Source organism: Pseudomonas sp. R151218B TE3479, from assembly GCF_053629195.1.
Genome location: NZ_JBRJHV010000001.1, coordinates 4,516,844 through 4,542,840, shown reverse-complemented (window position 1 = coordinate 4,542,840; position 25,997 = coordinate 4,516,844). Strand labels below are relative to the sequence as shown.

Annotated in this window: 21 protein-coding genes and 1 pseudogene; 14 read left to right on the top strand and 8 right to left on the bottom strand. The window is 61.2% G+C overall.

Annotated elements, in window-relative coordinates:
• Window positions 1-43 precede the first annotated feature (43 nt).
• On the top strand, window positions 44-1,063 hold the full coding sequence (locus AB7M32_RS19450) for a TRAP transporter substrate-binding protein (RefSeq protein WP_454251003.1): 1,020 nt from the start codon (window positions 44-46) through the stop codon (window positions 1,061-1,063).
• Between the two features lie 291 nt (window positions 1,064-1,354).
• Here AB7M32_RS19450 and AB7M32_RS19445 read toward each other — a convergent pair whose 3' ends face one another.
• Both AB7M32_RS19445 and AB7M32_RS19440 read right to left on the bottom strand, forming a co-directional pair.
• Entirely contained in the window at window positions 1,355-2,143 is a 789-nt protein-coding gene (locus AB7M32_RS19445; RefSeq protein ID WP_092476613.1) for a transporter substrate-binding domain-containing protein, read from the bottom strand.
• 92 nt (window positions 2,144-2,235) lie between these two features.
• The gene (locus AB7M32_RS19440) at window positions 2,236-2,889 is read right to left on the bottom strand and encodes a TetR family transcriptional regulator (protein WP_454251002.1); all 654 of its coding nucleotides are present in this window, start codon (window positions 2,887-2,889) and stop codon (window positions 2,236-2,238) included.
• Window positions 2,890-3,030: 141 nt separating this feature from the next.
• Here AB7M32_RS19440 and AB7M32_RS19435 point away from each other — a divergent pair, with 141 nt between their 5' ends.
• Both AB7M32_RS19435 and AB7M32_RS19430 read left to right on the top strand, forming a co-directional pair.
• On the top strand, window positions 3,031-4,260 hold the full coding sequence (locus AB7M32_RS19435; protein ID WP_454251001.1) for an arabinose transporter: 1,230 nt from the start codon (window positions 3,031-3,033) through the stop codon (window positions 4,258-4,260).
• A 57-nt stretch (window positions 4,261-4,317) separates the two neighbouring features.
• On the top strand, window positions 4,318-5,187 hold the full coding sequence (locus AB7M32_RS19430; RefSeq protein ID WP_454251000.1) for an SDR family oxidoreductase: 870 nt from the start codon (window positions 4,318-4,320) through the stop codon (window positions 5,185-5,187).
• A 35-nt stretch (window positions 5,188-5,222) separates the two neighbouring features.
• Here AB7M32_RS19430 and AB7M32_RS19425 read toward each other — a convergent pair whose 3' ends face one another.
• Window positions 5,223-5,855, bottom strand: coding sequence for a response regulator (locus tag AB7M32_RS19425; protein WP_024619432.1), 633 nt, complete (start codon window positions 5,853-5,855; stop codon window positions 5,223-5,225).
• Between the two features lie 31 nt (window positions 5,856-5,886).
• Window positions 5,887-7,248 carry a cache domain-containing protein gene (locus tag AB7M32_RS19420; RefSeq protein WP_454250999.1) on the bottom strand — a complete coding sequence of 454 codons (1,362 nt, stop codon included), beginning with the start codon at window positions 7,246-7,248 and terminating at the stop codon, window positions 5,887-5,889.
• Window positions 7,249-7,573: 325 nt separating this feature from the next.
• Here AB7M32_RS19420 and AB7M32_RS19415 point away from each other — a divergent pair, with 325 nt between their 5' ends.
• Together AB7M32_RS19415 and AB7M32_RS19410 are read left to right on the top strand one after the other, a co-directional pair.
• Window positions 7,574-9,634, top strand: a complete 2,061-nt coding sequence (locus AB7M32_RS19415) for a carbon starvation CstA family protein (RefSeq protein ID WP_454250998.1) — start codon at window positions 7,574-7,576, stop codon at window positions 9,632-9,634.
• 15 nt (window positions 9,635-9,649) lie between these two features.
• Entirely contained in the window at window positions 9,650-9,847 is a 198-nt protein-coding gene (locus tag AB7M32_RS19410) for a YbdD/YjiX family protein (RefSeq protein WP_003182142.1), read from the top strand.
• Window positions 9,848-10,032: 185 nt separating this feature from the next.
• On the opposite strand, the gene AB7M32_RS19405 is transcribed toward AB7M32_RS19410, so the two are convergent.
• Window positions 10,033-10,902 carry an AraC family transcriptional regulator gene (locus AB7M32_RS19405; protein ID WP_454250997.1) on the bottom strand — a complete coding sequence of 290 codons (870 nt, stop codon included), beginning with the start codon at window positions 10,900-10,902 and terminating at the stop codon, window positions 10,033-10,035.
• 113 nt (window positions 10,903-11,015) lie between these two features.
• Between AB7M32_RS19405 and AB7M32_RS19400 the strand changes: the two are divergent.
• Window positions 11,016-11,281: pseudogene (locus AB7M32_RS19400) on the top strand (hypothetical protein); the annotation flags it as partial.
• Here AB7M32_RS19400 and AB7M32_RS19395 read toward each other — a convergent pair.
• A complete protein-coding gene (locus AB7M32_RS19395; protein ID WP_454252174.1) occupies window positions 11,186-11,521 on the bottom strand; it encodes a fructose-bisphosphate aldolase in 336 nt (111 codons plus the stop codon). The pseudogene AB7M32_RS19400 and the gene AB7M32_RS19395 sit on opposite strands and share 96 nt — an antisense overlap.
• A gap of 75 nt (window positions 11,522-11,596) precedes the next feature.
• Window positions 11,597-13,393, bottom strand: coding sequence for a methyl-accepting chemotaxis protein (locus tag AB7M32_RS19390; protein ID WP_454250996.1), 1,797 nt, complete (start codon window positions 13,391-13,393; stop codon window positions 11,597-11,599).
• Between the two features lie 253 nt (window positions 13,394-13,646).
• Between AB7M32_RS19390 and AB7M32_RS19385 the strand changes: the two genes are divergently transcribed.
• The gene (locus AB7M32_RS19385; protein WP_454252173.1) at window positions 13,647-15,731 is read left to right on the top strand and encodes a TonB-dependent siderophore receptor; all 2,085 of its coding nucleotides are present in this window, start codon (window positions 13,647-13,649) and stop codon (window positions 15,729-15,731) included.
• A 67-nt stretch (window positions 15,732-15,798) separates the two neighbouring features.
• On the opposite strand, the gene AB7M32_RS19380 is transcribed toward AB7M32_RS19385, so the two are convergent.
• The gene (locus tag AB7M32_RS19380; protein ID WP_454250995.1) at window positions 15,799-16,794 is read right to left on the bottom strand and encodes an acyltransferase family protein; all 996 of its coding nucleotides are present in this window, start codon (window positions 16,792-16,794) and stop codon (window positions 15,799-15,801) included.
• A gap of 954 nt (window positions 16,795-17,748) precedes the next feature.
• On the opposite strand from AB7M32_RS19380, the gene AB7M32_RS19375 reads away from it, so the two are divergent.
• The 7 genes from AB7M32_RS19375 to AB7M32_RS19345 all read left to right on the top strand — a co-directional run bounded on the left by AB7M32_RS19375 (window position 17,749) and on the right by AB7M32_RS19345 (window position 25,997).
• The gene (locus tag AB7M32_RS19375; protein ID WP_003201697.1) at window positions 17,749-19,158 is read left to right on the top strand and encodes a circularly permuted type 2 ATP-grasp protein; all 1,410 of its coding nucleotides are present in this window, start codon (window positions 17,749-17,751) and stop codon (window positions 19,156-19,158) included.
• 3 nt (window positions 19,159-19,161) lie between these two features.
• Complete coding sequence (locus AB7M32_RS19370) at window positions 19,162-20,112, top strand: alpha-E domain-containing protein (RefSeq protein WP_003201699.1); 951 nt, start codon at window positions 19,162-19,164, stop codon at window positions 20,110-20,112.
• Window positions 20,109-20,906, top strand: coding sequence for a transglutaminase family protein (locus tag AB7M32_RS19365; protein WP_072405718.1), 798 nt, complete (start codon window positions 20,109-20,111; stop codon window positions 20,904-20,906). The genes AB7M32_RS19370 and AB7M32_RS19365 overlap by 4 nt, the downstream gene beginning before the upstream one ends.
• Window positions 20,907-21,510: 604 nt before the next feature.
• Window positions 21,511-22,113 (top strand): transposase, encoded by a 603-nt coding sequence (locus AB7M32_RS19360; RefSeq protein WP_060742202.1) that lies wholly within the window; start codon window positions 21,511-21,513, stop codon window positions 22,111-22,113.
• Window positions 22,114-22,181: 68 nt separating this feature from the next.
• Window positions 22,182-23,744 (top strand): ShlB/FhaC/HecB family hemolysin secretion/activation protein, encoded by a 1,563-nt coding sequence (locus tag AB7M32_RS19355; protein WP_454252172.1) that lies wholly within the window; start codon window positions 22,182-22,184, stop codon window positions 23,742-23,744.
• Window positions 23,745-23,761: 17 nt separating this feature from the next.
• On the top strand, window positions 23,762-25,561 hold the full coding sequence (locus tag AB7M32_RS19350) for a DUF2341 domain-containing protein (protein ID WP_454250994.1): 1,800 nt from the start codon (window positions 23,762-23,764) through the stop codon (window positions 25,559-25,561).
• Between the two features lie 10 nt (window positions 25,562-25,571).
• The gene (locus AB7M32_RS19345) at window positions 25,572-25,997 is read left to right on the top strand and encodes an ExbD/TolR family protein (protein ID WP_454250993.1); all 426 of its coding nucleotides are present in this window, start codon (window positions 25,572-25,574) and stop codon (window positions 25,995-25,997) included.

Below are 25,997 nucleotides of genomic sequence, written 5' to 3'. Positions count from 1 at the left end.
GCTGTTAGCTCGACCTTAAAAACAATAACGATTGGAGAGTGACATGGGAAAACTGATGAAAACCCTGCTGGCCGGGGCGTGCGCGACGGGCTTGCTGTTGACCGGGGTGGCCAGCCACGCGGATGAAATTCGCGAACGGACCTTGCGATTCGCCTTCCAGAACGTCAAGGAACACCCCCAGGGCCAGGGCGCGCAGAAGTTCGCCGACCTGCTCAGCGAAAAGAGCGGCGGCAAGATCAAGGTCCGCCTGTTCCCCGGCGGTACGCTGGGCGGTGATGTGCAAACGGTGTCGGCGTTGCAGGGCGGCACACTGGACATCACGGTGCTCAACTCCGGCATCCTGGCCGCCCAGGCACCGGATTACGCCATGCTCGATTTCCCGTTCCTGTTCAACAACGTCGAGGAAGCCCATGCGGTCATCGATGGGCCGGTCGGGCAGAAACTGGCGGCGCAACTGGACAGCAAAGGACTGGTAGGGCTGGGTTATTGGGACCTGGGCTTTCGCAACCTGACCAACAGCAAGCATCCGGTGACCAAGCTTGAAGACATGCAGGGCCTGAAGATTCGCGTGATCCAGTCGCCGATCTACCTGGAGACCTTCGCCGCCCTGGGCGCCAACCCCGTGCCGATGGCATTCCCCGAGGTTTACACCGGCCTTGAGCAGCACACCATCGACGGCCAGGAAAACCCTTTCACGGTGATTGAGGGCAACAAGTTCTACGAGGTGCAGAAGTACCTTTCCGTCACGGGGCACATCTTCAACCCGCAATCGTTGATCATCAGCCAGAAAACCTGGAACCGTCTCAACGACGATGAAAAAGCGATGATTCGCGCGGCCGCGGCCGAGGCGCAAACATTCCAGCGTGAAGTCACGGCGGCGAGCATGGACAAGGCCAAGGCCACGTTGGCTGCTGCGATGACCGTCAATGAAATCACCCCGGCCGAGAAAGATCGCCTGCGTGAGCGGGTGAAACCGGTAGTCGACAAGTTCGCCAAATCCTTGGATGGCGACCTGGTGAAGACGATGTACGAGGAAATCGCCAAGGTGCGCGCGGCGCAGTGAGGTGACTGGGCCTGTCCGGAACAGACCCCATCACAGGAGGTCCCCTGTGGGAGCGAGCTTGCTCGCGATTGCAGTGGGTCAGCCAACCTCAATATGGCTGACCTGACGCCATCGCGAGCAAGCTCGCTCCCACAGTTGTTTTGGGGTAGCCCCAGGATTCGCATACGCCACAGGTCTCCTGTGGGAGCGAGCTTGCTCGCGATTGCAGTGGGTCAGCCAACCTCAATATGGCTGACCTGATGCCATCGCGAGCAAGCTCGCTCCCACAGGGATTTATGTTTCGGCCAACGGTTATTCGGCTGGAACGGCCAGCCACTGGCCAATCACCTTCTGGTAGCTGCCATTGGCCTTGCTCAGGTGCAGCCACTGATCCACGTACATCTTCCAGGTGTTGTCATCCCGTGGCAGCAGGTAGGCCTTCTCGCCATATTGCAGGTAGCGGGTCGGGTTGACGGCGCACAGGCCGGGCTTGAGTTTCTGTTGGTAGAGCGCTTCCGAAGCGTCGGTAATCATCACATCGGCTTTCTTGTCCAGCAGCTGCTGGAAGATGGTCACGTTGTCATGGAAGCTGAGCTGGCCGTTGGGCAGGAACGCCCGGACGAAGGCTTCGTTGGTGCCGCCGGCCGGCTCGACAAGGCGCACCGAAGGCTGGTTCATCTGTTCGAGGGTCTGGTAGCGCTCCTTGTCTTCGCAACGCACCAGGGGAATCTTGCCGTCCACGTCCAGAGTGGTGCTGAAATAGGCTTTCTTCTGACGCTCCAGGGTCACCGAAATCCCACCCATGCCGATGTCGCATTGGCCTGCAACCATATCCGGCATCAGGGTTTTCCAGGTGGTCTGCACCCATTGCACCTTGACGCCGAGGCTGGCGGCCAGGGAGCGCGCCATGTCGATGTCGATGCCTTCGTATTCGCCTGCTTCGGTTTTAAAGGTATAGGGCTTGTAGTCGCCGGTGGTGCACACCTTCAGTTCGCCGCGTTGCAGGACCTGGTCCAGCAGCGAAGGTGCCGGTTCGGCCAAGGCGCCGCAAGAGAGCGCCAGCAGGCCACAGAACGTCATCGAGCTTGTTATGGTTTTCATCGTGAAGGGACGTCTCGTAGCGGAGGGAAACAAGGTCAGGGAGTGTAGTAAAAGTGTTGCCAGGCTGTCACTGGAGTATGGCTGACGAACAATCAGCAGACAGCGGTCTCAAAGGGACGTCGCTGCAAGCTTCCAAGGTAGGCGCAGAACATATCGGCCATGGCGTCGCTGTAAATGGCTACGTCCTCGGGAGAGCGGGGCGCTGATGAAAAGCGCTTACCCACGGCACTGAGCGTGCTGATGACCAGGTCTCCTGCAAGGGCGCGGGCCTGTGCCGGGGCGTCTGGCAATGCTTGCAGCATGAAAGCGTCCACCGACTGTTGCACCGACATCCGCGCCGCCTGGTGCTCAGGGGCGTCACGGTAGAGAGGGGCGGCGTCGTTGAGGGCGACGCGTATCTGAGCCTCGTCGCATTCGGACTGGATGAACGCCTGCACCAAGGTACGCAGGCGCTCGAAGGGTGGCTTGAGGTTGTCTTCAAGAATCTCGCGCAGCATGTCGCTGGTTTGCCGCCATTCGTCACTTTGCAGACGGAACAGGATCGCCGCTTTGTTCGGAAAGTATTGATACACCGAGCCGACGCTGACGCCTGCTCGCTCGGCAACACGGGCCACCGTGAAACGAGCCGCGCCCTGGGTCGCCAAAACCTGAACAGCCGCTTCCAGAACTGCAGCGACGAGCTCGGTGGAGCGTGCCTGTTTCGGCTGTTTGCGCGAGGAAATCTGCGGGCTTGAGCGTTCGGACATGTGGGCATGAACCTCGGCAGGGAATGCGAATAGGAAACGCGACGGATTGTTCGTATCTTGAATGCGACGAATTGATCGCATTCTAGTCGGCTCCACAGGCAGCGTTCAACGTCACATCGCATCCTTTCCGTAGGTAGGGTTATGACACAAGACAATATTCATCTCGGTGCTTCTTCGGCGCCTCAGGCAGCCGTCGAGGCCAATCCGGCGCTCAAGCTGTTGCCGCTCACGCTGACCGTATTTATCGGTTTCCTCACGATTGGCATGCAACTGCCTGTCTTGCCCCTCCATCTGCATGACACGCTGGGCATGGGCACGCTGGTCATCGGCCTGGTGGTCGGCGCGCAGTTCGCCGCGGCGCTGTTGTCACGGGCCTGGGCCGGCAATTTTGCCGACATGCGCGGTGGTAAACGCGCGGTCATGGCCGGGCTGGTGACAGCCGCGGTTTCAGGGCTGGTCTATCTGCTTTCCCTGGCGTTCGTTGCCGCGCCGGTCACGTCGGTCTGGCTCTTGTCGGGCGGTCGGGTGCTGCTGGCAATTGGCGAAAGCCTCATTGTCACCGGTGCGCTGGGGTGGGGTATCGGCCTGGTGGGGGCGCAGCATGCCGGCAAGGTCATGGCCTGGAATGGCATCGCCATGTACGGCGCCTACGCATTGGGCGCTCCGCTCGGTGTGACGCTCAACAGCGCCTGGGGGTTTATCGGTATCGCCATGACCTCGATGTTCATTCCGTTGCTGGCCTTGGCGATTGTCGCAGGCGTGCGCGCTGTCGCTCCTACGGCGACCCGGCGTACACCGTTCTACACGATGCTCGGTGCTGTATGGGTTCCCGGCATGGGATTGGCGTTTTGCAGCGTCGGCTTTGGTGTCCTCACGGCGTTCATTGCCCTGTTGTTCGCGGCCAGGGATTGGGGCAACGCTTCCTTGGCGTTCACGGCATTCGGTGTGGCTTTCATCGCTGCGCGCCTGCTTTTCGGGCACCTTCCGGACAAGATTGGCGGCGCCCGCGTCGCGCTGGTTTGCGTATTGATCGAAACCGTTGGGTTGCTGCTGATCTGGAGCGCCGACACCGCGACCATGGCTTATTTGGGCGCGGCTTTCACCGGCTTCGGTTATTCCCTGGCGTTTCCCGGCTTCGGCGTGGAAGCGGTACGGCGTGCGCCACCGCAGGCACGCGGTCTCGCCATGGGGGCCTACGTCGCGTTTCTCGATATTTCCCTGGGCATCACCAGTCCGCTGGCCGGTTTGTTGGCGAGTGGCTGGGGTATCGGTGCGGTTTACCTGGGCGGCGCCATTGCCGTTGGGCTGTCCTTCGGGGTGGCCCTGATGCTGCTGGGAGGACAGGAAGCACAAGTTCAATACAAATCCTGAGTTTTCGATGGGTTATAAGATTTTCGGTCTCGGTTTTTTAGAACAGGAGCGTTGCATATGCACGTATTCGTTACCGGTGCCACGGGCTGGGTTGGGGCGTCCGTGATACAGGATCTGATCGCCGCCGGGCATCGGGTCACCGGCTTGGCCCGATGCGAAGAAAAAGGCGCCGCACTGGCTGCGACAGGCGCGAAGGTGATTCCAGGCACTTTGGATGATCTCGAAATCTTGCACAACGCAGCCTCGGCGGCGGACGCGGTGATTCATACGGCGTTCAATCATGACTTCTCCCGGTTTGCCGAAAATGCCCAGCAGGACCGCCGCGCCATCGAAACGTTGGGCGATGCCTTGCGGGGCTCCGACCGGCCGTTGCTGGTGACGTCGGGCCTGTTTGGATTGACGCGGGGCGCGAGTGAACTGGAAGTGGTGAGCCCGGCCTCGCCCCGCAAGTCCGAAGCCGCCGCCCGGGACCTGGCCGAGCGAGGGGTGCGTGTGGCGACGGTGCGGCTGGCGCCCTCGGTCCATGGCCTCGGCGACCATGGGTTCGTGCCGATCCTGATTCGCCTTGCCCGGGAAAGCGGCGTATCGGCTTACCCCGGTGATGGCAGCCATTGCTGGTCGGGTGTGCATCGACAGGATGCCGCGCGGGTTTATCGGCTTGCCCTGGAGCAGGGGGTGACGCAATCCGTCTACCACGCCGTCGCCGACGAGGCCGTGCCGTTCAAGGATATTGCCCAGGCGATCGGTCGTGGCTTGGGGTTGCCGGTCGAATCCCGAGACCGCGAGCATTTCGGCTGGTTCGCCCACATGGCGGGGGCGAGCATGGCGGTGTCCAGCGAATACACCCGTGCCTTGCTGGGCTGGACGCCAAGCGGCCCAGGTTTGTTGGATGATCTTGCGTTGCCGGGTTATTACCACGCCGATTGAAATGAATGACCTGTGGCGAGGGAGCGGTGTGGGGCCTAGCGGGAAATGATCCCGTGGTCGATCGCGTATTTCACCAGGGCCGCGGGCTTGTCGATGTTCAGCTTGCGGCGGATGCTCAGGCGATGGGTTTCGACGGTGCGTACGCTGATGTCCAGTTCACGGGCCATTTCCTTGTTGTTCAGGCCCTGGACCATTTTGTACAGCACCTGGCTTTCCCGCGGCGTCAGCTCATTGTCGGTGTGCGGGTCGGTGGCGAGCCGCTGGGCGATCTCGGCACTGTAGAAGGTGCCGCCGCTGATGATGGCTTCGATGGCCGCGATGATTTCCCGCGATGGCGCGTTCTTGAGCACGTAGCCGCTGGCGCCGGAACGCACGGACTCGCTCACGTACTCATAATTGTCGTACATGCTGAGGATCAGGATCTTGAGGCTGGGGTATTGCTTGCCCAGCAGCCGGGTCAGTTCGAGTCCGTTCTTATCCTTGAGGCCGATGTCCATCAGCAGCAGGTCCGGTTGGCAGCGACCGACCATTTCGATCGCTTGCGCACCGTTCTCGGCTTCGCCCACCACATCCAGTTGCGGCATCACCGACAGCAGAGCCCTGATGCCGTCGCGGACCAGGGAATGGTCATCGACCAGGGCGACGCGAATCACGGGAGGCAGGTTCATCGACGAGTGCTCTTGTTGGAGTGGGCGCACATCAGTTTTCCGTGACCGAGAGGTTCATGGGCAGCAGGATGTCCAGTTCGCTGCGGCCCGGCACGGACGTCACTTCCAGGCGTCCGCCGAAATGCTCGACCCGCTCGCGGATATTACGCAGGCCGATGCCGGCATGGCCGCGTTCCACTTGCGGGACGTTGAACCCCATCCCGTCGTCGACCACTGTCAGCCGCAAGGACTGGCTGGAGCCGAACAGGGTAATGCCGACGCTTTTCGCCCCGGCATGGCGCTCGATATTGGTCAGGGCTTCCTGGGCAATGCGAAACAGCGAGACAGGGGCGCCATTTTCGAGGCGGCAATCGAACTCGTTGCTTCGATAGGATACTTCCAGCCCGCTGCGCTGCTGGAATTCGCTGGCGAGCTGGCCGATGGCGGCGGGCAGGCCCAAAGTGTCGAGCAGGGACGAGCGCAAGTCGTGGGAGATATTACGGATCTCGCCGATGGCTTCGCCGAGTCGGTCGGTGGCGTTCTTCAGGATGCCCAGGCCATTTTCCTGGCCATTTTCCAACACGTGGCTGGCCAGTTCGAACTGGAATTTTATCGACACCAGCAGTTGGCTGATACCGTCATGCAGCTCGCGCGAAACCCGCGAGCGTTCTTCTTCCTGCAAGCTGACGATGCGCTGGTTCAAGCGTTGCAGTTTTTTGTCGGCCAGGCGATGTTCGCTGACATTGAGGGTCATGCCGCCGGCAAACACCAGCAGAACCGCCACCAACGCGATTGCGGCGATGGCTTGCATGGTGGTGTGGATGCCGTGGGCGACTTCGTCACGGGCTTGCTGGGTGGCGCGCTCTACATCTTCCAGGTAAATCCCGGTGCCGAGCATCCAGCCCCATTTGTCCAGCATCACGACATAGGCCAACTTGTCGGTCACCTGACCGGAGGAGGGCTTGTTCCAGGCATAGCGCTGGAACCCTTCGCCTGACTCGGCGCTTTTGATCAGCGCCTGGATGACCGGCAGGCCGTGGGGGTCCTTCATATCCCAGAGGTATTGCCCCACCAACTCCGACTGGCGTGCATGCATGAGGCTGCGGCCCTGACGGTCGTAGACGAAGAAGTAACCGTTGATACCGAAGCTGAGCTTGCGCAGTTCTTCCAGGACCTGCTGTTGCGCGCGCTCGTCGCCCTGGCCGTCGTTGTACAGCGGTGCGATCAGGCTCTGCGCCATCTCGACATAGTTCTTCAACTCGGCGCGCTTGCTCGCCAGGATGCTGTCTTCGATCAGTTGCGCCTGTTGATCGCCCAACTGGCGGTTGAGCGAGATCACCAGGGCGCAGATGACGGCGATGGCCAGGGCCAGCGGCAAAATCCCGAGGGCGACGATTTTGTGTTTGAGCAGCATCTGTACTCCTGTCCGGGCTCGGCGGGGAGGCGAATGGCGGCATCATATGCCAAACCCATGGGGGAGGCATAAAACCTGTGGCAGCGAGCTTGCTCGCGATGATGTCGGATCAGCCTGCCTGGATGTCGCCTGACACAATGCCATCGCGAGCAAGCTCGCTCCCACAGGGCATGGGTGTCTACGTAGAACTACGTAGATGGCCCGTACGTAGTACTGCGCATTTATTTATTGACGACTTGCAGGGATATTGGGCCGGCTCCGAATAGCCGGGGCACACTATAAAAACAATCGCCGCAATCCACTGGATATCGGCAGGAGACACGCAATGACAACCCGTCTGGTTAAACACCTCGCCTGGTTTGCCGTGGCTGTTCTGGGAGCTTGTGCGTTGAGTGTCGTGGCCTTGCGCCGCGGCGAACCTATCAACGCCCTCTGGATCGTCGTCGCCGCCGTGGCCATTTACCTGGTCGCTTACCGCTACTACAGCCTCTTCATCGCCAACAACGTGATGCAACTCGATGCGCGCCGGGCCACTCCCGCCGTGCTCAACAACGATGGCCTGGACTACGTCCCGACCAACAAACACATTCTCTTCGGCCACCACTTCGCGGCCATTGCCGGCGCAGGGCCGCTGGTCGGGCCGGTGCTGGCGGCGCAGATGGGCTACCTGCCCGGCACGCTCTGGCTGATCGCCGGCGTGGTGCTGGCCGGTGCGGTGCAGGACTTCATGGTCCTGTTCCTGTCCACCCGTCGCAACGGTCGCTCCCTGGGCGACATGGTGCGCGAGGAAATGGGCCGCATCCCCGGCACCATCGCGCTGTTCGGCTGCTTCCTGATCATGATCATCATCCTCGCGGTGCTGGCGCTGATCGTGGTCAAGGCCCTGGCCGAGAGCCCGTGGGGCATCTTCACGGTAATGGCAACCATCCCGATCGCGATGTTCATGGGCATTTACATGCGCTACATCCGCCCGGGCCGCATCGGTGAAATCTCGATCATCGGCGTGCTGTTGCTGCTGGGTTCGATCTGGCTGGGCGGGCAAATCGCGGCCGACCCGGTCTGGGCCAAGGCTTTCACCTTCACCGGGATCCAGATCACCTGGATGCTGATCGGCTACGGTTTCGTCGCGGCAGTACTGCCGGTGTGGCTGATCCTGGCACCGCGGGACTACCTGTCGACCTTCCTCAAGATCGGCACCATCGTCGCCCTGGCTATCGGCATCCTGGTCACCATGCCCGAGCTGAAAATGCCGGCGCTGACCCAGTTCACCGACGGCACCGGGCCGGTGTGGAAGGGCGGGCTGTTCCCGTTCCTGTTCATCACCATCGCCTGCGGCGCGGTCTCGGGTTTCCATGCGCTGATCTCCTCGGGCACCACGCCCAAGCTTTTGGATAACGAAACCAACGCCCGCTACATCGGCTACGGCGGCATGCTGATGGAGTCCTTCGTGGCGATCATGGCCATGGTCGCCGCTTCGGTGATCGAGCCGGGCGTGTACTTCGCCATGAACAGCCCGGCGGCGATCGTCGGCGGTGACGTGGTGGCCGTGGCCCAGACTGTCAGCAGTTGGGGCTTTGCCATCACGCCCGAGGCGCTGCAGGCGGTGGCCAAGGACATCGGCGAGACCACCATCCTGGCCCGTGCCGGCGGTGCGCCGACCCTGGCGGTGGGGATCGCGCAGATCCTGCACTCGGTGCTGCCGGGTGAGAACACCATGGCGTTCTGGTACCACTTCGCGATCCTGTTCGAAGCGTTGTTCATCCTCACGGCCGTGGACGCCGGCACCCGTGCCGGGCGGTTCATGCTGCAGGACTTGCTGGGCTCGTTCGTGCCTTCGCTCAAGCGCACCGAATCCTGGCCGGCCAACCTGATCGCCACCGCCGGTTGCGTGGCGCTGTGGGGCTACCTGCTGTACCAGGGCGTGATCGATCCGCTGGGCGGCATCAACACCCTGTGGCCACTGTTCGGCATTTCCAACCAGATGCTGGCCGGTATCGCCCTGATGCTCGCCACCGTGGTGCTGATCAAGATGAAGCGCCAGCGCTACGTCTGGGTCACGCTGCTGCCGGCTTCCTGGCTGTTGATCTGCACCACCACTGCGGGCCTGATCAAGCTGTTCGACGCCAACCCGGCGATCGGCTTCCTGGCCCTGGCGCGCAAATACAACGATGCCCTGGCCGCCGGCCAGATCCTGGCCCCGGCCAAGAGCATCGAGCAGATGCAGCACGTGGTGTTCAACGCCTACACCAACGCAACGCTGACGGTGTTGTTCCTGTTCGTGGTCTTCAGCATCCTGTTCTATGCGCTCAAGGTCGGCATCGCTGCCTGGGGCACCAAGGAACGCACGGACAAAGAAGCCCCATTCCAGGCCCTGCCGGACGCTTGATAGAGGATTGCAACGATGTTCAATGACTTGAGTCGCCTGGGTAAATACCTCGGTCAGGCCGCCCGCCTGATGGTCGGCATGCCCGACTACGACAACTACGTCGAGCATATGCAAACCAAGCACCCGGACAAACCGATGATGGACTACGAGGCGTTCTTTCGTGAACGCCAGGAGGCCCGTTACGGTGGCAAGGGTGGGCCCAAGTGCTGTTGAACCGCTGATTGCCAGTGGATGATGTAACCCTTGTGGGAGCGAGCTTGCTCGCGATGGCGGAGTGTCAGTTAACGATGATGTCGACTGATCCAACGCCATCGCGAGCAAGCTCGCTCCCACAGTTGTTTTGGGTTGGGTCTCAAGATGTGCATACACCACAGATGAGTTGAAAGCTGCCTGTTCCATCATTGCAGCGGAATATAGACATCCGTTTGCCATTGATCCTGCGGTGTCTCGGGATAAACGCTCAGGTAGTGGAAGAACAATGGATGGTCTCGCAGCTCCTCCCCACTGGTAGGCAGCCAGTCGCGGTAAATCGGATAGATCGTTTCACCGATATGGTCCGGTGACCCTGTGTGCCGTACCACAGCGCAACGACCGCCGGGAATGACGCGCTCTTGCACGCTGGATTCATTTGGCTCCACGGCTTCGTGAATCTCGCCGCAGATGGCGAAGCGAAAGTCTGGGGGAGGTGTCGTATCGGGGTTGTTATAGGGAATGCCAAAGGTGCGACTCGAAAGTACTGGCGACTGTCCGCTCTGTATGCGCCACTCGATGAACTTGCGCACGCTTTCATTTACCTGCCCGCCGGGCCCGCAATGCTCTAGCGCAGCGACTCTGACTTCGGGGAATTCCACGATTCGTACTTGCATGATGATGTTCCTGGAAAAGTGAGGGATGGTGAACACCGCATTCCAGACTTGCCAGTTCGGCTCCTTCCTGAATGCACTCGGCGTCATGCCGAACGCCCGCCTGAACGCCCTGCAAAATGCCTCGGGACTTTCAAACCCTGCACCGAATGCGGCGTCCAGTATCGAATGATCCGCGAGGGCGGCCAGGCGATGGGCTGCCCGTCGTAGCCGCATCAGTTGCACATAACGTGAGACCGGCACGCCGACGAAAGCGGTGAATTGACGGTGGAAGTGAAAGGCCGAAAAGTTCGCCACACGGCTCAGCCTCTTGACCGACAGGTCACCTTCGAGATTGTCATCGATGTAAGCGAGCACCGCGTTGAAGCGTTCGGTATAAGCAAGGGGCGTGGATGTGTCGGACACTGGCAAGGGCTCTTGGAAGTACGGTCGGTCATAAGATCGGCGATAACGATGGGAGGGTGCCTAGCCGGGTTTGCTCAACTCCTGGCCAGCAAGACCGACTGGGAGGCCACCATCGCCCTGGCAGCCTGCAATGGCCGTGCAACGATGCCGCACCGGACGGCACGCCGACCATGCACATCGAGCAGTGCGTGTGCGGAAAAGGACGTTTCATGCTCACTGGCTAGTGCGCACTGAAGAGAAGGTCAACGGCCGCTATCCGCTGCCGCTGACCACCGGGCGTATCCTAAGCCAGTACAACGTCGGCGCCCAGACCCGGCGCACCGAGAACGTGGCCTGGCACAAGAAAGACCGCCTGGAAATCCATCAGACCGACGCCGAGTACGTCTGCCATATCTTGCACCAGGATCCGGGCGACATTGGTGATGGTGTTGATGTCGCTCGTTTCCGAATCTCGCAGGCTGGTGCAGGCCACCAGCGTCAGGTAATCGAGTGTGGCGTGCAGGCGTTCGCTGACACAGGCGTGGCGTTCGGGCAGTGGGGCTTGGGGGTCGATCAGCAGGACGGGGTGGGTAGCTGCGTGTGGGTTCGCAGACCGGGCATGCGGAGGAGCCTGGCAGATCCGAAGATCTCCCACAGTTGTTTTGGGGGAGTTTCAAGAGGTGCATACACCACAGATCCCTTTTTGAGTGCACCCTCACTCCGCCAACAACACCGCCGCATCGAAGCCCACCCGCAAGTTGCCCCAATGGCGGCCGCTGAAGAAGAACGGTACGTCGATCTCGGTCATGATTTCCCCGGTATCGCGCAGGTAGGTCTGCAGCAGGAAGCGCTGGACGTTGCCCGCCGCGCGCAGGCCGATCGGGTCGTTGAAGATTCGCTTGTTGCGACACACCGGCAAATCCACCGCCCGGTCGCCGGTTGGCGGCTTGGAGACCCAACTGTTGTTCACCGGGCAGTAGCCCTTGCTGTCGACAATGAACGAAACCTTGCCCCCCGGCGTGCTGCGGGTGAGTTTGTCGCATTCTTCCTGGCAGACCTGGGCAAAGCGTTCGGTGTAGCTGGCCATGTACTGCTTGGGATCGGTACCGGGTATCAGTTGGTAATTCTGATCGAACAGGTTCAGACCTTCGCGTTGCAGCGCCTCCAGGCGGACCTGAAGCGTGTCGCGGCACTCGCTGGCACGGGTGATGGCGGCATCCAGCTTGCCGTGGCCGAGCACGAACCGGCCCAGCAGCGCCTGGACCTTTTCGGCCACGCCAGACAGGTCGCGAGTGGCCGTTGCCGAATGCTGCATGCGTTGGTCGATCAACTGGCTGTCGGCGTGAATCTGGGTCACCCGGTCGTTGATTCCGGTGTTGCTGTCGGCGAACTGTTGGATGTGGGTCGCGATGTCCGCCAGCTTGCCGTTGGTGGATTCGAAGTCGACGATCATGCTTTCGAAATGGCCAGAGGCGCGCTCCACCACTTTCTGGGTTTCCCGGGCGCTGTGGCTGATCTGCGTGGTCTGTTCGTGGGTGGAGCTGACTTCCTCGAGCATGGCGTCGATGTTGCGTGAGATATCGTCGGTGGCCCGGCTGACATTCTGTGCCAAGGTGCGCACTTCATCGGCCACCACCGCGAAGCCACGGCCACTTTCGCCGGCCCGGGCGGCTTCGATGGCGGCATTGAGGGCCAGCAGGTTGGTTTGGGCAGAGATCTGCTGGATCAACCCGACAATCGACTTGATGCTTGAGGAACGCTGGTTCAAGGCGCTCACCAGGGTCGCAAATTCACCGAGGTTGCTGGAAATTTCACTGATGTTGCCGGTTACTTCCAGTAGCTCGGCGTAGGAGTCGCGGGCCATGCTCAGGTTCTGGGCGGTGGTGCTGGAGATGCCCTGGGTCTGGCGCGAGACTTCTTCGATGCGGCCCACGGCGGTGTTGCTCTGGTCCATCACTTCCTTGGCGAAGCGGGCCTGGTGGGTGGCACTGTCGCTGGAGTCGCTGATGTTCTTCAGCGAGCGGGCCGACTCGACGGCGATGTGCACAGTCAGCGCTTGGACATTGCTGATGATCTCCCGCTGCTTGGCCAGGAATCGGTTGCAGGTGCCAGCCAACACGCGGATCTCGTCGTGGGTCACCAGCGGCAGGTCCTTGGACAGGTCGCCTTCGCCGTTGGCGATCTCTTCCAGGGCCTTGGTCATGGCGGTGACGGGGCGCACGATGAGGTGGCGGAAATACCAGACCATGAAGCTGATCATGCCCAGCGTCAGGACCGCACCGAAGAGCAGGGCATGGGTAAGGCTGTCGAGCCGGCCTTCGATCTGCCCCAACAAGGCACCGTCCAACTGTGCGTTGCGCAACAGCAGCAGGATCTCGGCACGGGCGCTGACCGCCACCCAGTACAACAAGCCACTGACCAGCACCAACAGGAAAAGACTCGAGAGCTTTTTGGTGAGGGTATCGAAAAACTGCATTTCGATAGACTCGTACAAGTCCTTCAACGTCTGCATGCCGCTGCTCCTGGGCAAAAAAATCTCTTAATGGAATACATTCGACCGCGAGCGCCAAAGCTTTAGGGCGATGGGGCAATTTGATATCAGTCTGTGGGAGCGGGCTCGTTCCGACAGACGTTTGGGGTGATCATCATTTGATACAAAAGATTTACTGGGAATTATTCTCAAAGTATATTCGCTCTCATTAACGACCCTTCCATGAGTGCGCGTCTTGAATCGTTCCACCCCCCTCGCAAATCGCAACGTCTTCATTAAGTGTGTGTTGCCAACCCTGTCCTGCTGCTTCATTGCAAGCCCTTTGTGGGCACAGGACGCTGTCGAACTGCCGGCCACGGATATCCAGGGCAGTCGTGTCACTCAGGATGAGGGCTATACGACGTCGCAAGCCAGCACGGCGAGCAAGAGCGATGTACCGATCAAGGAAGAGGCGCAGTCGATCAACGTGGTGACCCAACAGACCCTGGCGGACTACCAGGTACGCTCGCTGAACGACGCGATGAAGTTCGTCAGCGGCGTCAGCCAGGGCAACACCCTGGGCGGCTCGAGGGACTCGTTGGTCAAGCGCGGGTTCGGCACCAACGACGACGGCTCGATCCTGCGCGACGGCGTGCGTTCGAACCTGGGCCACAACTTCAGCGCCACCACCGACCGCGTCGAAGTGCTCAAGGGCCCGGCCTCGATGCTGTACGGCGCGCTGGAGCCCGGCGGCCTGATCAACGTCATCAGCAAGAAACCGGAATACACCCCAAGCACCACGCTGAGCGGCTCGGCCTACAGCGAAGGTGGCGGCACCATGGCCCTGGACACCACCGGGCCGCTGGGCGATACCGGCCTGGCCTATCGCCTGATTGCCGAGCGCGGTCACGAGGACTACTGGCGCAACTATGGCGTCAATGAGAGCACCCTGGTGGCGCCGTCCCTGGCTTGGACGGGTGAGCGGGCCTCGTTGAACCTGAGTTATGAGTACAACGAATATTCCAATCCGTTTGACCGGGGCACGGTGTTCACCAACGGGCATCCGGCCGGTATCGATTATGACAAGCGCCTCGATGAGCCTTGGGCCAAGAGTGTCGGTATTCGCGAAACGGCGACGGCGCGGTTTGAGTATGAGTTGAGCGACGCGTGGAAAACGCGGGTTACCTATGGTTGGAACAATGATCGGTACAGTCTTTCGATTGCGCAGCCGAGCCTGTCGAAAACCGGTGTTTTTCAGCGAGCCGCCAATGGCGCTCATTACGACGACGAAACTCGTTATGCCAGTTGGGATTTCATCGGCAAGCAGGAGTTGTTCGGCCAGCGCCATGACCTGTTGGTTGGTATCGATAATCAAGTGTCAGATCAGTTTCGTGGCAAGACCTACCGTGGGGATGCGCAAGGAGGGTTCGACATCACTGCGCCGGTTTATGGTGGGTTGGCAGAACCCAGCAAGCTGAATGCAAAACAGAGCAACCTGAGTAACCAACTGACCTCCAGCTCCATTTATCTCAAGGACAACTGGCATCTGGATGATCGCTGGATACTGGTCTTCGGTGGTCGCTACCAGCATTACGACCAATTCGCCGAACAAGGCATGATCCAGCGAGAGGGGGTTCGCGACGATAATGGCGACGCCTTCGTTCCATTCCTGGGATTGGTCTATAAAGCTGCCGAGACCCTGTCTCTTTATGGTAATTACAGCCGTTCATTCAAGCCTAACGATACCGTCGACGACAACCTCAGCACCTTCAAACCGGAAGAAGGGCGTAGCTATGAAGTGGGTGCCAAATACGACCCGATCCCTGGGCTGAATATCAATCTCGCCTTGTTCGATATCGTCAAAAAGAACGTGGTAACGACCACTGTAGTCGGCGGAAAGAACATTGCAGAAGCCGCTGGCAAGGTGGGTTCCCAGGGCCTGGAGCTTGACATCACTGGCCGCCTGGCCGACCGCTGGGACCTGATCGGCACCTACGCCTACACCCACACGGAGATTCTCGACGATCCGGATGACGAAGGTCACCGTCTCTCCGACGCGCCTAAACACACCGCCAGCCTCTACCTGTCCCACCACCTGAACGTACCCGCCGAATTCGGCGCCTGGCACGCCGGTGCCGGCGCTCGTTACGTCGGCGAACGCGCCGCCAACAACGCCAACGATTTCTGGCTCAGCAGCTACACCGTCGCCGACGCCTTCCTGCGTTGGGACGCGCCGGTGATGGGGCACAAGACCTCGTTGCAGTTGAACGTGGACAATCTGTTCGACAAGCAGTACTACCCGTCCTCCACCGGCAGCCAGTTGCAGGTCAATGTCGGCGAGCCGCGTACCGCCAAGCTGAGCGCCAGCGTGACGTTCTGATTCTGCTGCGCTGAAACACAAAATGCCCGGGACCTGCGTCCCGGGCATTTTGTATTCCAGCCATAGGCTAAGCCGCCGTGCTGCCAATGGGAGCCGTGGCACCGTACTTAATGCCCGCCCTGAGGGCATGACGAAGCTTCAGCGCCGGTCGCTCGACCCCATAGTACGAAACGCCACTCAACGTGAACGACAGCACCAGCACTGCCGTGATGATCAGGGTGCTGTACGCCACCGGCCAGAACGCCCGCAACACATACATCACCACAAAATGGTTGAGGAACACGCCATAGCTGATGTTGCCCAGGAATTCATCAAGCCGGTGATGCTTCATTCTGCCGAGCAGAAACACCGCAGGCAGGCCCAGGGCGATGCCCAGGGTCACCTCGGCGTTGAACGGCCGACGGGGAATGATCCCCACGACAATGGCCAGGAACATCAAGGCGGCAACGAGCAGGGTGATGGACACGATCCACAGCCCTTTGGCCTGCGCCCGATACAGGTAGCTGCCGCAAAGGAAAATGAACAGCACCCCCGGCAGCAAGCGGTAGCCGTAGATGTCCGTGTCGAGGTAGCCCAGCGAAGCGACCATGAACACCGTCACGGATACGGCAAAGGCAACACCCCGTGTTTTATAGAGGATCAGGAACGGGATCAGCAGGTAAAAGCACATTTCCAGTCCCAAGGACCAACCGGGTGGGAGGATCTCGGGCACGGTGATGCCGAACATGTAGAAACCCAATGGCAGGATCGGCAGGCTGGTGGCGATGTTTTCCAGGGTCAGGGCGGCTGCCTGGGGCGTTCCCGGCAATAGGAAATGGATCACCGCGCAGGAAATAACGAAGTACACCAGGAACTGTGGGTACAGCCTCAACAATCGATCGATGTAGAACAGGCCGATCTGGCCTGGCGTGTTGTACGTCCTCTCGATCAGCGAGGTCATCACGAAGCCGCTGATGATCAGAAAGGACACCACGGCCACGACGCCGGGGTTCAAACCCATGAACGTCACGCCCATATGAGAAACTGCCACCAACATGGCCAGCAGCAACCGATAAACCCCCACGCGCATCATCCTTAATCAGAGTTGATCCGTTTGCGCGGTACGTTATGCGGCTTTGCGAGCCGTTAATAGGGGGTTGCGCGGCGGCGGCGGGGTAGTGGGGATAATTGTCAGATTTGACACTGTTGTTTCGGGTGGATGCCTATCCCCAGCAGGCTCGCGATGACGAACGACCCAGCGAAACGCCGGCACCACCTGCTGGATGATCGTCCGCGGCATGAGCAGGGTTGTGGCGCAGCACCATCAATTGCGGACGCGGCACATCAGAATTGTTGTCCAGGGCCGCCTGGAAGGAGACCGAAGGCAGCCTGCCCGCGACCTTGAGGGAAGTGGTCTACGCTTGGCGTGCGCACATCCGATTGTTTTTGGCTAACCAGCAACAGGTACTGGGGAGGGAGTAGGCCCTTCGAAATCGCCAATGGTTCAATCACCGCCCGCTCATTGATGAGCTGGGGGAACGGCCTGCCTGCTTCACGGTGGGGCGAGGGTATGAATCCGTGCATGTTCCTGCAACGTTGCAGTGCGTTCAGGGTCGCGCCACCTGGGGTTGTTGGCGGCGCCTGAAGGATCGGCCATGGACGAATGAGTAAAAACTTCCCTCTTGTGGGGCGTCGTTGTCCCATTTCACCCGCTCAAGGGCCGCTCAAGCCAGTGCTCGAGACAAAGGGCGCCAGCATTTACGTTCATTCATGTCGCCAGATCGAAAAATAATTTCGCCTTTTTGCGGTTTTGCAATACTTCTTCTATTCAGTACGTGACACCGTCACGCTTAGGCACATCCTTTGCTAAGTATTGAAAACCCGGCCTTTCAGGCCAGGACACACCATCCATGAAGAGCAACAGAGGGCAATCCCAGGACCGCACTCAATCAAGCAGGGTTTAAAGCAAGGCAAGGCCGAACCGTCGGAATGACGAAGTGATAAGAAATGCCGTGTAGAACGCGGCTGGGAGTTGGCTATGCCCCACGCTTTTTTTAATGAAATGTATGACGCAAAGGGTGACTGCCGCCCGCATTACCAAGCCTTCTCGCGCTGGCTGGCGGACACCCCGCTTGAACTGCTGGAGCAACGCCGCCGCGAAGCCGACCTGCTGTTCCATCGCGCCGGTATCACCTTCACCCTCTACGGGGACGAGCAGGGCACCGAGCGCCTGATCCCCTTCGATATCATTCCCCGCAGCATCAAGGCCAGTGAATGGCAAATGGTCGAGCGTGGTTGCATCCAGCGGGTCCAGGCCCTGAACATGTTCCTGGCCGACATCTACCATGGGCAGCACATCCTCAAGGAAGGGATCATTCCGCCCGAGCAGGTGCTCGCCAACGAGGGCTACCAGATTGCGATGCAGGGCCTGAACCTGCACCGAGGTATCTACGCCCATATCGCCGGTGTCGACCTGGTTCGCGACGGTGACGGCAGCTATTACGTGCTCGAAGACAACCTGCGCACGCCAAGCGGTGTGAGCTACATGCTCGAAGACCGCAAGATGATGATGCGCCTGTTCCCCGAGCTCTTCGCCGCCCAGCGCGTGGCACCTATCGATCATTACCCGAACCTGCTGCTCGACACCCTCAAGAGCTCAAGCCCCCTGGAAAACCCCACCGCCGTGGTGCTGACGCCGGGACGTTTCAACAGTGCCTATTTCGAGCACGCCTTCCTGGCCCGTGAAATGGGCGTGGAGCTGGTGGAGGGGGCCGATCTGTTCGTGCGGGACGACCACGTGTACATGCGCACCACCGCCGGCCCTCGACAGGTGGACGTGATTTACCGTCGCCTTGACGATGCTTACCTCGACCCGCTGTCGTTCAACCCCGATTCGATGCTGGGCGTGCCCGGGCTGATCGCTGTTTACCGTGCGGGCAACGTGGTGCTGGCGAACGCGGTCGGCACAGGCGTGGCCGACGACAAATCGATCTACCCTTATGTCGACGAGATGATCCGCTTCTACCTCACCGAAGAACCGATCCTGAAGAACGTGCCCACCTGGCAGTGCCGCAAGCCCCAGGACCTGTCCCATGTGCTGGCCAACCTGCCGGATCTGGTGGTCAAGGAAACCCAGGGCTCCGGCGGCTACGGCATGCTGGTCGGGCCGGCCGCCAGTGCGGCGGAGATCGAAGATTTCCGCGCACGCCTCAAGGCCCGTCCCGAAGCCTATATCGCCCAGCCGACCTTGAGCCTGTCCACGTGCCCGACCTTTGTCGAGAGCGGCATCGCGCCGCGCCACATCGACCTGCGTCCGTTCGTGCTGTCGGGCAAGGAAACGCGCCTGGTACCCGGCGGGCTGACTCGCGTGGCGCTGCGCGAAGGCTCGCTGGTGGTGAACTCGTCCCAGGGCGGCGGCACCAAAGACACTTGGGTAGTGGAGGACTAAGACATGCTTTCAAGAACTGCTTCGGACCTCTATTGGATGTCCCGCTACCTGGAGCGCGCCGAGAACCTGGCGCGCATGCTCGAAGTCAGCTATTCGCTGTCGCTGATGCCCCAGGCCGGACGCAGCGATGGCCATGCCGAACTGGCGATGTCGCTGCTGGCGGCCGGTACGCTGGACGACTACAACGCCCGTTATGACGCCCTCAACACCGAGCGCATGCTGCATTTCTTCGCCTTGGACGAAACCAACCCCGGCAGTATCTATAGCTGCCTGCGAGCCGCGCGAACCAATGCCCATGCCGTGCGCGGGCGTATCACTGCCGACATGTGGGAAAACATCAACGCCACCTGGCTGGAAATGCGCAACATCGCCAGTAACGGCCTGGGGCGCTACGGCATCAGCCATTTCTGCGAGTGGGTCAAGGAACGTTCGCACCTGTTCCGTGGCGCGACATCGGGCACCATCATGCGCAACGATGCCTACTGTTTCATCCGTTTGGGGACCTTTATCGAACGGGCCGACAACACCCTGCGCCTGCTGGACGCTCGCTATGAAATGTTCGGCGAGGAGTCGGAGGAGGTCAGCGACAACTCGGCCCGTGGCTATTACCAGTGGAGTGCCTTGTTGCGTGCGTTGTCTTCGTTCGAGGCGTTCAACGAGATCTACCGCAACGCGCCCAATGCAGAGCAGGTGTCCGAGATGTTGCTGTTGCGGGCCGACGTCCCACGCTCGCTGCATGCTTGTATCGAGGAACTGGATCATATCCTCGCCAGCTTGCCGGGCAACAACGGCCGGCCGGCACAACGCCTGGCCGCCGAGCTGAATGCGCGCCTGCGCTATTCCGGAATCGACGAAATCCTGGCGTCGGGCCTGCACCAATGGTTGACCGATCTGATTGGTCAGATCCGCCACTTGGGCCAGACCGTCCATGAGTCTTACCTGGAGGTCGTATGAAACTGTCCATACGCCACGACACGACTTACAGCTACGCCGATGAAGTCTGCACCAGCATTCAGTTCTTGCGCCTGACGCCTCGGGACACCCAACGCCAGCGCATCCTGGAATGGCATCTGGAACTGCCGCGACTGGTGCGCAGCCAGATTGACCCCTACGGTAACATCCTCCACGTGATGACCATGGACGAGCCCCACGGTGCCTTGGTGCTGACGGCGTATGGCGAGGTGGAAATCCATCAGTCCATCGCGATGGAACCGGACTCTCAGTCACCGCTGCCGTTTCTGCGCACCAGCCGCCTCACCCAGGCGGATGAGACCCTTAGCGCCTTCGCCGTCGAACAATGCGCCGGCCGGCGTGATCGTTCGGCCTTGACCGACCTGATGAACGGCCTGGCGGCGCGGATGCCCTACAGCCCCGGCACGACAGCGGTCAACAGCACCGCCGCCGAGGCGTTTGCCGGTGGAACGGGGGTTTGCCAGGACCATACCCACGCCTTCCTGGCCTGCGCGCGCAGCCTGGGTATTCCGGCGCGCTATGTTTCCGGCTATCTGTGCACCGAAGATGAAAGCCACCTGGCAAGCCACGCCTGGGCCGAAGCCTGGCTGGACGATGGCTGGTACAGCTTCGACGTGACCAACCGCCTGACCCTTCCCGATCGCCACCTGAAACTGGCGATCGGCCTGGACTACCTTGACGCCTGCCCGGTACGCGGCATGCGCCGGGGTGGCGGGGCGGAACAGATGCAGGCGCGGGTGCAGGTGAGTTCGATGGTGCAGGTACAACACCAGTAAAGGCACAGGCCTCCTCGCCAACACCGAGCTCCCACACTGGAAGGGGGGGTGGACACAAACCCTGTCTCCACCCGACAACCCCTGTGGGAACCGAGCTTACTCGCGATGACGGCTGCCCATTCGACATCACCGCCAACTGACCCGCCGCCATCGCGAGCAAGCTCGCTCCCACACTGGGAATGGGTGATGGGCGCAAACCCTGTCTCCATCCGAGAACCCCTGTGGGAGCCGAGCTTGCTCGCGATGACGGCTGCCCATTCCACATCACCGCCAACTGACCCGCCGCCATCGCGAGCAAGCTCGCTCCCACACTGGAATGGGGGGTGGACACACACCCTGCCTCCACTCGAGAACCCTTGTGGGAGCGAGCTTGCTCGCGATGACGGTTGCCCATCCGACATCACTGCCAACTGACCCGCCGCCATCGCGAGCAAGCTCGCTCCCACAAAAAACTCACTCCCTCCTTGCCCTCAAAAATGAAGCTTTCATGACAAAAGTTCGGTAGCACATCGCCATTCCCGTCATGCCTGTGTGACGTCTTCGAGGGGACCTTTCAGGTCGTTTGGAGCCGGGGCGCGAAGCCGGGAGTGAGGCGATGGGGACTATGGAACGTTATTCGAAAGTGGGCATGCAGGAGCTTGACCAGCGGCTGTCGAAGATCGTCGAGGCGGCGCGCAAGCAGCCGGTCTCGGTGTATCGCTACGGCGCGCCGTGGGTCTGGATCGTTTCCCAGGATGACTGGCAGGGCGCGCTCAAGGAAGTGTCCAGCTACATTCCGCAAGGCCATTCACTGGTCTTGCTGCGTCCGCAGATCGACGACCTGCTGGATGACCATCGCGATGTGCTGCAGGGCCTCAACGCCAGTGCCCAGATGCTGATCGCACCGCAGACCGCCATGCACATCCTCCTGCTGCAACTGCTCTATTCGGTGCCCAGCGAGCAGCAACTCTACGAACAACTCAATTACAACCTGCTGTTCCGCTGGTTCGTCGGCCTGGACCTGAACCAGAAGGTCTGGAGCTTCAACGTCCTGAGCAAGGACCTCGCCACGCTGCTGGGCGATGCGCGGGCAGTGCGGCTCATCGAGAAAATCATCGGTGAAGTGTTCTGTGGCGCCTTGCTGCAAATGCCGGAGTTCTCCTTGAACTTCGCGCTTTTGCACACCTGGCTGGCCCGGCACGCCACGACATCGACCATAAGCAATTGAGCCGTACTTTGAATTCAGGGGGTGGTGTGGAGCATTTCTTCAAATCGCGGCCGGCGCTGTGGGGCTGGCTGCTGCTGGCGGTCGGGGGGCCGTCGGCCTTTGCCGCCGAAGGCGGGCAGGCGGCCGAAGCGGCGTCGACGCGCCTGGTGGACGTGAACGAGTATTTCGTGCGCGGCAACACCGTGCTCGATGCCCGGGCCATCGAGGAAGCGGTGTACCCGTTCCTCGGCCCGCAAAAGGCCCTGAGCGACATCGAAGGCGCCCGGGAAGCCCTGCAAAAAGCCTATCAGGCCCGCGGTTATCAATCGGTATTCGTCGAGCTGCCGGAGCAGAAAGTCGAAGACGGCATCGTCTACCTGCAAGTCAGCGAGACCAAGATCGGTCGGGTGCGCGTGGTAGGGGCCAAGCATTATTCACCGGTTGAAATCCGTGAAGACGTGCCGGCGCTGAAGGAAGGCGAGGTGCCGGATTTCGCCCGGGTCCAGGCAGAGCTGGCGCAGTTGAACAAGACCCCGGGACGCCAGGTCATGCCGCTGGTGCGCGAAGGCCAGCGCCCCGGGACCATGGACGTGGATTTGCAAGTCCAAGACCAGGACCCCTGGCAAGCCAGCCTGGGGCTGAACAACGACTACAGTGCCGACACCGAAAAGCTGCGCACGGTCGCCAGCCTGGGCTACAACAACCTCTGGCAACTGGGCCACAGCGTTTCGCTGACCTTCTTCACCGCGCCCCAGGACACCGAAAACGCCAAGGTCTGGTCGGGTTCCTACTCCGCGCCGCTGAGCGAACGCTGGAGTGTGCAGTTCTCGGGGTACCAATCCGACAGCAACGTGGCGACCGTCGGCGGCAGTAACGTTTTGGGCAAAGGACATTCCTACGGGGTGTCGGCGATCTACAGCCTGCCGTCCACGGGGGCATGGGCCAACAGCTTTTCGGTCGGGGTGGATTTCAAGGACTTCGAGGAAGAACTGAACCTGGGCGGTGCCAGCGACAAGGCGCCGCTCAAGTACGCGCCGTTCACCTTCGCCTATAACGGCTTTCGCTACACCGAAAACAGCCAGTTGGGCCTCGGCCTGAGCTTGGTGGCGGGGACCCGGAGCTTGCTGGGCTATGGCAGTTCCGACGAAGAGTTCGACTACAAGCGCTATCGCGCCAGTCCCAGCTTCGCGGTGCTCAAGGGCGACGGCAATTACACCTTCACCTTCGGCAACGACTGGCAGACCGCCTCCAAGGCCGCCTTCCAACTGGCCTCCGGGCCGTTGGTTTCCAACGAGCAATTCTCCGCCGGTGGCGCCACCTCGGTGCGCGGCTACCTGGCTGCCGAGCGCACCGGCGACGACGGCTACCTGCTGTCCCAGGAGCTGCGCACCCCGTCCCTGGCCAAGTTCCTCGGCAGTTATGTCCAGGAGTGGCGCTTCTATGCCTTCGCCGAAGGCGCGCAGCTGTATTTGCGTGACGAACTGCCCGACCAGGAAGCCGATTACAGCCTCGCCAGCGTCGGCCTGGGCACCCGCGCGAGCCTGAGCAAATGGCTGTCCGGCAGCCTCGACTGGGGCTATCCGCTGCTCGAAGGGCCGAACACCTCGAAACAGGAATCGCGCCTGCACTTCAACCTGCAAGCGACGTTTTGAACCCAGGAGTCATGTCCATGCAACGCTTATTGTTATCCCTGTTTATCTGCCTGGGGCTGGTGCTTCCGGCGACCGCCAACGCCTGGTGGCAGGACGACTGGCACTATCGCAAACAGATTTCGGTGGATACCACGCCCCAGGGCGCCGCCATCGCCCAGGCCTTGGGCCGCACCGCGTTGCTGGTGCGCTTGCACACCGGCAACTTCACCTTCGACGGGGTCAAGGACGACGGCTCGGACTTGCGCTTCGTCAGCGCCGACGACAAGACCGTGCTCAATCACCAGATCGAAAGCTTCGACCCGCTGATGGGCATGGCGCTGATCTGGGTCGACGTGCCGAGCGTGGAGGGCGGTCAGCGCCAGGACGTGTGGATGTATTACGGCAACCAGAAGGCGCCGGCCACGAGCAGCGGCCAGTTGACCTTCGATCCGGACTACACCGCCCTATACCACTTCGACGGCGCCACCGGTGTACCGCCCCGGGATACCACGGCCTACGGCAACAATGCCCAGGGCGCGGCCGGCGTGAGCATCGACGGTGTGATCGGGCGGGCCTTGCAGTTCAACGGCCAGCCGTTGTTGTTGCCGGCCAGTGCGTCGTTGCAACACAGTGCCGGCGCAGCGTTCACCTTCAGCACCTGGCTGCGCCAGGACCAGGCCAGTGGCGAACAAGTGCTCCTGGCCCGTCGCGAAGCCGCCACCAGCCTGTTGGTCGGGGTCAACCAGGGTGTGCCGTTCGTGGCGATCAATGATCAACGCGCGGTCTCGACCCTGCCGCTGAACCCCGGTCAGTGGCAGCACCTGGCGTTGACCGCCTCGGGCGACCGGGTCGTGCTGTACGTCAACGGGCGTGAGGCCGCGAGCCTGGCGGTGGCGATGCCGGCGTTCAATTCGCCGATCGCCCTGGGTGCCGATGTCTCCGCCGGAGCCTTCGCGCCTTTCAGCGGCGCCATGGATGAGGCGCGGCTGTCCAAGGTCGCTCGTCCGGCGCCGTTGCTGTTGGCCGACGCCAACGCCCAGGGCGCCGAATCGAAACTGGTGGTCTACGGCGTCGATGAAGAGCAGTCCGGTTTCGGTTTCGGCAGCCTGGGGTTCCTGCTCAACGCCGTGCCGCTCGACGCTTGGGTGATCATCGGGGTGCTGGTGCTGATGATGTTCCAGTCGTGGATCATCATGATCCGCAAGAACCGCATGGTCAGCCGCCTCAGTGCCGCCAACGAAGCCTTCCGCGAGCAGTTCGCCAAGATCGGCACGCGCCTGGAAATGTTCGCCGACGACCAGGACCTCGCCCAGCGCCTGCAACATTCATCGCTGTGGCGCTTGTACTTGGTGGCCGTCAAGGAAATCCGCACCCGCCGTGAGCAGGGCGCTGACACCTCGTCGGTGTCAGCGGCCACCATCGAAGCGATCCGTTGCTCGATGGACGGCGTGCGCACCCGCGAGAACCAGGCGCTGAGTTCGAAGCTTTCGACCCTGTCCAACGCCATCGCTGGCGGGCCGTACATCGGCCTGCTCGGCACTGTGCTGGGGATCATGGTGGTGTTCCTCGGCACGGCCATGGCCGGAGACGTGAACATCAACGCCATCGCCCCGGGCATGGCCGCGGCATTGCTCGCCACGGCCATGGGCCTGTTCGTCGCGATCCCGGCGTTGTTTGGCTACAACCGCCTGATCACCCGCAACAAGGAAGTCAGCGCCGACATGCGGGTCTTTGTCGACGAGTTCATCACGCGCCTGGCCGAGATGCACGGCGAAGGCCAGTCCGGTGAAGCGGCCCATCGTCGCGGTCATCACGTCCAATCGTCCGTACCGGCCTGAGGGAGTCGCCATGGCTAGCGTAAACGCTTCACACGATGACGAAGATGATGCAGCGGTCGACAGCATCAACATCACGCCGCTGGTGGATGTGCTCATGGTGGTGCTGGTGATGTTCATCCTCACGGCCACGGCCCAGGTGTCAGGTATCCAGATCAACCTGCCCAAGGCCAGTGCCTCGGTGTCGTTGTCCGAGGCCAAGACCAAGGCGATTTCGGTGAATGACGGCGGGCAGGTGTTCCTGGATGCCTACCCGGTGACCCTGGCCGAGCTGGAAGAGCGCCTGCGCATCGAAAAGGCGCAGAGCCCGGACTTCCCGGTGATCGTGCGCGGCGACGCGACGGTGCAGTACCAGAAAGTCATTGAAGTGCTGGATCTGTTGCGGCGCCTGGAACTGTCCCAGGTCGGTCTCGTGACCGGCAAACCGAGCCAGGGCTGA

Coding starts and splice junctions, on each gene's coding strand:
- AB7M32_RS19450 (WP_454251003.1), top strand. CDS start 44: ATGGGAAAACTGATGAAAACCCTGCTGGCCGGGGCGTGCGCGACGGGC.
- AB7M32_RS19445 (WP_092476613.1), bottom strand. CDS start 2,143: ATGAAAACCATAACAAGCTCGATGACGTTCTGTGGCCTGCTGGCGCTC.
- AB7M32_RS19440 (WP_454251002.1), bottom strand. CDS start 2,889: ATGTCCGAACGCTCAAGCCCGCAGATTTCCTCGCGCAAACAGCCGAAA.
- AB7M32_RS19435 (WP_454251001.1), top strand. CDS start 3,031: ATGACACAAGACAATATTCATCTCGGTGCTTCTTCGGCGCCTCAGGCA.
- AB7M32_RS19430 (WP_454251000.1), top strand. CDS start 4,318: ATGCACGTATTCGTTACCGGTGCCACGGGCTGGGTTGGGGCGTCCGTG.
- AB7M32_RS19425 (WP_024619432.1), bottom strand. CDS start 5,855: ATGAACCTGCCTCCCGTGATTCGCGTCGCCCTGGTCGATGACCATTCC.
- AB7M32_RS19420 (WP_454250999.1), bottom strand. CDS start 7,248: ATGCTGCTCAAACACAAAATCGTCGCCCTCGGGATTTTGCCGCTGGCC.
- AB7M32_RS19415 (WP_454250998.1), top strand. CDS start 7,574: ATGACAACCCGTCTGGTTAAACACCTCGCCTGGTTTGCCGTGGCTGTT.
- AB7M32_RS19410 (WP_003182142.1), top strand. CDS start 9,650: ATGTTCAATGACTTGAGTCGCCTGGGTAAATACCTCGGTCAGGCCGCC.
- AB7M32_RS19390 (WP_454250996.1), bottom strand. CDS start 13,393: ATGCAGACGTTGAAGGACTTGTACGAGTCTATCGAAATGCAGTTTTTC.
- AB7M32_RS19375 (WP_003201697.1), top strand. CDS start 17,749: ATGCCCCACGCTTTTTTTAATGAAATGTATGACGCAAAGGGTGACTGC.
- AB7M32_RS19370 (WP_003201699.1), top strand. CDS start 19,162: ATGCTTTCAAGAACTGCTTCGGACCTCTATTGGATGTCCCGCTACCTG.
- AB7M32_RS19365 (WP_072405718.1), top strand. CDS start 20,109: ATGAAACTGTCCATACGCCACGACACGACTTACAGCTACGCCGATGAA.
- AB7M32_RS19360 (WP_060742202.1), top strand. CDS start 21,511: ATGGAACGTTATTCGAAAGTGGGCATGCAGGAGCTTGACCAGCGGCTG.
- AB7M32_RS19350 (WP_454250994.1), top strand. CDS start 23,762: ATGCAACGCTTATTGTTATCCCTGTTTATCTGCCTGGGGCTGGTGCTT.
- AB7M32_RS19345 (WP_454250993.1), top strand. CDS start 25,572: ATGGCTAGCGTAAACGCTTCACACGATGACGAAGATGATGCAGCGGTC.